Source organism: Kribbella sp., assembly GCF_035687465.1.
Lineage (GTDB): Bacteria > Actinomycetota > Actinomycetes > Propionibacteriales > Kribbellaceae > Kribbella.
In genome coordinates this window covers 1-6,372 of sequence record NZ_DASRXP010000395.1, presented here as the reverse complement: position 1 = coordinate 6,372, position 6,372 = coordinate 1, and the positions used below count along the sequence as shown (strand labels likewise).

At 68.0% G+C, this 6,372-nt stretch carries 3 protein-coding genes; 2 read left to right on the top strand and 1 reads right to left on the bottom strand.

All coding sequences use genetic code 11. From position 1 onward, the window contains the following. Together VFG33_RS20690 and VFG33_RS20685 are read left to right on the top strand one after the other, a co-directional pair. On the top strand, positions 1–2,843 hold a 2,843-nt coding region (locus VFG33_RS20690; RefSeq protein WP_325054558.1), incomplete at its 5' end, for an ATP-dependent helicase. Further along, positions 2,843–6,064, top strand: coding sequence for an ATP-dependent helicase (locus tag VFG33_RS20685; protein ID WP_325054557.1), 3,222 nt, complete (start codon positions 2,843–2,845; stop codon positions 6,062–6,064). The genes VFG33_RS20690 and VFG33_RS20685, both read left to right, overlap by 1 nt. 6 nt (positions 6,065–6,070) lie before the next feature. Here VFG33_RS20685 and VFG33_RS20680 read toward each other — a convergent pair. Then, positions 6,071–6,372, bottom strand: a 302-nt coding sequence (locus VFG33_RS20680) for a YbhB/YbcL family Raf kinase inhibitor-like protein (RefSeq protein ID WP_325054556.1), incomplete at its 5' end; no start/stop codon positions are given.

The following is a 6,372-nucleotide window of genomic DNA, read 5'->3' as shown; positions in this document are numbered from 1 at the left end:
TGCGGTTGCCGTCCGGGCCTGAGCAGTCGCTGCGGTTGAGTGAGGCGCTCGGTGGGAGTCGCGAGGTCGGGCTGGTGCAGTGGCCTAGCAGCCTGCATCCGGCCTTGAAGACGCGCGGGTTCATCGACGAGGTGCAGGCCGTGATCGGCAAGGCGCGGCAGCTCGGGCTCGACCCCGAGGATCTGTCCGCGATCGGTCAGTCCGCCAGCCGGTCCGAGTGGGTCGCGGTCGGCGACTTCTTCGAGGAGTACCTGCAGATCCTCGACCACGAGCAGGTGCTGGACTATTCCGAGCTGATCCACCGAGCGGTGATCCTCGCCCAGCAACCCGAGGTCCAGGCCAAGCTCCGCGAGGAGTTCAAGGTCGTCTTCGTCGACGAGTACCAGGACACCGATCCCGGCCAGACCAAGCTGTTGCAGGCGATCGCCGGCGACGGCCGCGACCTCGTCGTGGTAGGCGATCCGGACCAGTCGATCTACACCTTCCGCGGTGCGGACGTGCGCGGCCTGCTGCGTTTCACCGACGAGTTCCGTACTGCGTCCGGCGCCCAGGCAGACCAGATCGCCCTCGCCACGACCAGAAGATTCGGTACTACGCTGCAACGCGTCTCCCGCAACGTGGTGAATCGCCTGGGCGTGCCCGGCACCCTCGACCGCGACACCTTCGAGCGGTTCCGCAATCCCGACGCGAGCGCCTCCGTCTACGGCCCGGGCAAGGTCGAGGCGAACCTCTACTCGACGAGCGGCGCCGAGCTCGAACACATCGCGGACCTGCTCCGCCGGGCCCATGTGCAAGACGGAGTCGGCTGGCACGAGATGGCCGTGCTCGTCAGGTCCGGCAGTCGCTCGATCCCACCGTTGCGCCGGGCTCTCGCGGCCGCGGGGATCCCGGTGGACGTGGCCGGTGACGAGCTCCCGCTGTCCCGCGAGCCCGCAGTACGGCCGATGTTGCTGGCATTGCGGGCAGTTGCGGATCCACAGACGCTGACAGTTGACGTAGTGCGGGCATTGGCGTTGTCGCCGTTGGGTGCGATGGATGCGGGGCAGTTGCGCCGACTTGCTCGGGTACTGCGGAAGCGGGATCGCGAGGCCGCGGGTGGTCAGCGGTTGCCGCGATCCTCGGATGAGTTGCTGCGCGAGGCGCTGGTCGATCCGCTCACGCTCGACGAGCAGGCGTCCCCGGCCGAGGCGCGGTTTGCCGCTCTCGGCGAGAGGTTGCTCAAGGCAAGGAATATCGTAACGGCGGGAGCCGCGCCGGACGAGGTGATGTGGTCCCTGTGGTCCGAATCGCCTTGGCTGAGGCGACTCCGAGGTCAGGCGAACAGCGGCGGCGAGGTCGCGCGGTCGGCGAACCGGGATCTGGATTCTCTTTGTGCTTTGTTCGACGCGGCCGGTCGGGCGGAGGAGCAGGTCGGGTTCAAGGGGGTCTCGGCGTTCCTGAGCGAGCTGGAGTCGTTGGACATCGCCGCGGACAACCGGTTCGACGGGACGTATCGCGAGGCCGGGGTGCAGTTGATGACCGCGCACCGGTCGAAGGGTTTGCAGTGGCGGCTCGTCGTGGTGGCGAGTGTGCAGGAAGGGCAGTGGCCGAACCTGCGGCGGCGGGGTTCACTGCTGGAGCCGGACAGGCTTGGGCCCGACGGTCTAGTCGAGCCGCTCTCCGCTGGGGCGTTGCTCGCGGAGGAGCGGCGGCTGTTCTACGTGGCGATCACGCGGGCGCGGGAGCGATTGATCGTGACCGCCGTACAGGCGCCGGAGGCGGATGGGGATCAGCCGTCACGTCTGCTGGCAGAGTTGGACATTCCTTTGAAGCTGGTCGCGGGGCGTCCTCGGCGGCCGCTGTCCCTGCCGGGCCTGGTCGCGGATCTTCGTTGTGTGCTTGCCGATCCGGGGTCGTCACCTGCCTTGCGCAGGGTCGCTGCCGACCGGTTGGCGCATTTGGCGGATGCCGTCGACGAGCGGGAGTATCCGCTCGTCCCGACGGCCGATCCAGAGCGCTGGTGGGGCGTGCGGGAACGGACTCGGTCCGAGCGACCGATCGCCAACCCGGACCTGCCCGTGCCGTTGTCGGGGAGTGCACTCAGCACGATCGTGGACTGTCCGCTGCGGTGGTTCCTGCAGCGTCGCGCAGGCGGCGAAGTGCCCAGTACTTCGGCCATCGGATTCGGCATGGTGCTCCACACGTTGGCGGATGCGGTCGCCACGGGGACGCTGCCACCTGATGTGGATGAGCTGAACGGGTGGCTCGACAAGGTCTGGACGGAGTTGGAGTTCGAGTCCAGCTGGATCTCCGATCGCGAGCGGGTCGAGGCCGAGGAGGCGTTGCGCCGGTTCGTCGCGTGGCACAAGGGCCGGCCGGATCGCACGCTGCTCGGCACCGAGGTGGACTTCGACGTACTGCTGCCGGATACCGACAAGCCGGCGGTCCAGGTGAGAGGGCGGATGGACCGCCTCGAACAGGACAGCGACGGCGCGGTCCGGGTGGTCGACCTGAAGACCGGCAGATCGATGCCGACGAAGCCCGCGCTCGAGCGGCACGTCCAGTTGGCGATCTACCAGCGCGCGATCACCTCTCGTCAGATGGAGGAGCTCGGCGAAGAGCCTCGCAGCGGTGGCGCTGAGCTGGTTCAGCTGCGGCATGACGACAGCGGGTTTCCGAAGGTGCAGCCGCAGGCGCCGCTCGCACCGGATGACGATGGCCGCACCTGGCTGGACGACGCAGTGGAGGACGCTGCAGCGATGGTTCGCTCGGAAGAGTTCGTTGCCAAGCGCAACGACGGCTGCGCCCGGTGCGACGTTCGCGGCCTCTGCCCGATCCAGCCCGAAGGTCGGGAGATCGTCTGATGCGCGCGCAGCTGACTTCGACGGCCGAGCTCTGCGATCTGCTGGGGATTCCGTTTAGTGATCAGCAACTGGAAGCGATCACCGCGCCGCTGGCGCCTGGGGTGATTGTGGCGGGCGCCGGGTCGGGGAAGACGACGGCAATGGCGGCCCGGGTCGTTTGGCTGATCTGCACGGGGCAGGTGAAGCCGGAGGAGGTGCTCGGCCTCACCTTCACCAAGAAGGCGGCCAACGAGCTCGACGTGCGGATCCGCGAGGATCTGACGAAGGCGGGCGTCCTCGTTTCGACCCTGCCTCCCGAGCAGCATCCGATCCTGGCCGCCCACCTGCGGAGCAACATCCCCAACTGGGAGCCCGAGGAACCAGGGGAGCCCGTCGTCTCGACGTACCACGCATTTGCCGGCACGTTGATCGGCGAGCACGGGTTGCGGCTCGGCCTCGAGCCGGACGTGCGGGTGCTAGCGGACGCGACCAGGTTCCAGCTCGCGGGACGTGTCGTACGGCGGTCGTCCGGGCCGATCCGGTTCGCGTCGCATCACGTGCCGACGTTGGTGAACAGCCTGCTCGCGCTCGACGGGGAGTTGGCGGACCACCTGCTGCGGGCGGACGACGTACGGGCTCATGATGAGGCAGTACGAGCCGAGGTCGCGGCGGCGCGGAAGCAGACCGTCGAGGTGAAGAAGTTGGCGGAGACCGCGCTGAAGCGGGGCGAGATCCTGCAGCTGGTGGAGGAGTACCAGGCGTACAAGGTTGAGCGGGGCGTCGTCGACTTCGCGGATCAGATGGCGCTCGGGGCGCGGCTCGCGGAGGAGTGTCCCGAGGTTCCCGTGATCGAGCGGTCGCGGTACAAAGTCGTGTTGCTGGACGAGTATCAGGACACGTCGGTCTCGCAGCGTCGGATGCTGACGGCGTTGTTCGGCGAGCACGGGCATCCGGTCACAGCCGTGGGCGACCCATGCCAGGCGATCTACGGGTGGCGCGGCGCCTCCGTCGCGAACCTCGACGAGTTCCCCGAGCACTTCCGCAACGCAGACGGTACGCCGGCCACGCGGTACGTGCTGAGTGTGAATCGTCGCTGCGGGAGCAAGATCCTGGCGGCGGCGAACCAGCACGCGGCCGAGCTCTACAAGCAGCATCCCGGGGTGATCCCGCTGGAAGCGCCCGAGGGGGCTCCGGAGGGTGCGATCACCGTCGGACTGTTCGAGACCCGGTCGCAGGAGATCGAATGGGTCGCGGACTCGATCGTGGCCGCGCACCGTACGCCGAATCGCCGGTGGAAGGACATCGGCATCCTGATGCGGACCAATGTGGATCTCAGCGCGGTGCACGAGGCGCTGATCTCGCGGAAGGTCCCGGTCGAGGTGGTCGGCCTGGGTGGTCTGCTCGCACTGCCTGAGGTCGTCGATGTGGTTGCGACCCTGCAAGCCGTGAACGACCTGACCGCGAACGCGGCGATGCTGCGGATCCTCACCGGTCCGCGCTACCGGATCGGGCATCGGGATCTGGCGCTGCTGGCTAACCGGTCTCGTGCATTGGCGGATGGTGGCGAGAGGCCCGCCGCCGATGATCTCGTGGCTGCGTTGGATGCGGCGGTCGCGGGGATGGACTCGACCGAGGTGATCTCGCTCGCCGAGGCTGTGGATGATCCTGGTCCGTCAGGCTGGGGTTACTCCGCCGAGGCGCTGGTGCGGTTCAAGGAGTTGTCCGACGAGCTCCGGGAGTTGCGGGCGCATGCGGGAGAGCCGCTGCTGGATCTGGTGCGCCGGGTGATCAGCACGATCGGGCTGGATGTGGAACTGACCGCGACGCCGGATCACGTCGACTCGGGGCGGCGGGACCACCTAGCCGCGTTCTTGGATGCCGTGGGCAACTTTGTGTCGACGGAGTCGAGTGGATCGCTGGACGGCCTGCTCGCGTATCTGGCCGCGGAGGAAGAGTATGCGGCCGGCCTCGACCTCGCAGTACCGAGTGAAGCTGATTCGGTGAAGCTGCTCACCACGCACCGGTCGAAGGGTCTGGAGTGGCCGGTCGTGTTCGTGCCGACGCTGGTGAACAAGGTGTTCCCGTCGGATCGTGGCCGGGACAAGTGGACCACCAACGCGAAGGTGCTGCCGTGGCCGTTGCGTGGTGATGCCGACACGCTGCCGGACTTCCACGACCTGTCGAACGCGGGGTTGAAGGCCTTCGCGGACGAGTGCAAGGACGTGAACGCGCTGGAGGAACGACGGCTCGGGTACGTCGCGTTCACCCGGGCGAAGGAGATCCTGGTCGCCACCGGGCACTGGTGGGGGCCGACGCAGAAACGCCCGCGCGGGCCCTCGGCGTACCTGGAGATGCTGAAGAAGCACGCGGGGGAGCGGGTGGTCGACTGGGCGCCCCAGCCCGACCTGAACGAGGAGAATCCGGAGCTCGCGGAGCAGACCCAGGCCGCGTGGCCGGCGCCGTACGACGCGGCGTCGTACCAGCGGCGGGTGGATTCCGTGGCGCTGGTCCAGCAGGCGCGGGCGGAGGGTCCTTCGCTGGACGCCGAGGAATCGCTGCTGCTCGACGAGCAGGCGACGGTGGCGCGCTGGGACTCGGAGCTCGAGCGGTTGTTGTCAGAGGCAAGGGAAAGCCGGAGCCGGAAGGCGTACGACGTCGAGCTGCCGTCGGCGTTGTCCGCGACCCAGGTGATGAAGCTGGCGAAGGATCCGGACGGCCTGGCAACGGACCTGGCCCGGCCGATGCCCCGCAAACCCAACCGGGCGGCGCGATTCGGCACCCGGTTCCACGCCTGGGTCGAGAGTTACTTCGGGCAGCAGTTGCTGCTGGATCCGGACGACCTACCAGGCGCGGCGGATGAGGGCATCGTCGACGACACGGACCTGACCGAGCTGATGGACGCGTTCCGGGTGGGCCCGTACGGCGAGAAGCTGCCGTACGAGATCGAGGCCCCTTTCGCCCTGTCCATCGGTGGACGAGTGGTCCGCGGCCGGATCGACGCGGTCTACCAGGTGATCCGCCCGGATGGTTCGCGCGGTTACGACGTCATCGACTGGAAAACCAGCCGCAGCGAAACCGCCGACCCCCTCCAACTAGCCATCTACCGAGTCGCCTGGGCCGAACTCCTCGGACTCCCCGTAGACCAGGTAGGCGCCGCCTTCTACTACGTCCGCACCGGCGACGTCATTCGCCCCGAGGAGCTCCCAGATCGCCCAGCCCTGATCGCCTTGCTCAACGGCTGAACTCGTTCACTCGGCGGCAGTCGGACAGATCAACGTCGCACGAGCGATCGTGTGGCTGCCGATCGTGAAGCCGAGCAGCGCGCCACTCGCTGTCGGACCGACACCGGACTTGGCGATGTCCAAGGCGGTGATGGTGATGTAGTAGTTGTGGATGCCGGAGCCGGCCGGCGGCGCGCCGCCGATGTAGCGGGACGCACCGGCGTCACCACTGAGCTGCAGCGCCCCGGCGGGCAGGGATTTGCTGTTCGGGACGCCCGCGTTCTCAGGCAGCGACGTGGTGGTTGCGGGGACGTCAGCCACGACCCAGT

Excerpts from the sequence above, each read along its gene's own strand:
- VFG33_RS20685 (WP_325054557.1), top strand. The coding sequence starts at position 2,843 with ATGCGCGCGCAGCTGACTTCGACGGCCGAGCTCTGCGATCTGCTGGGG.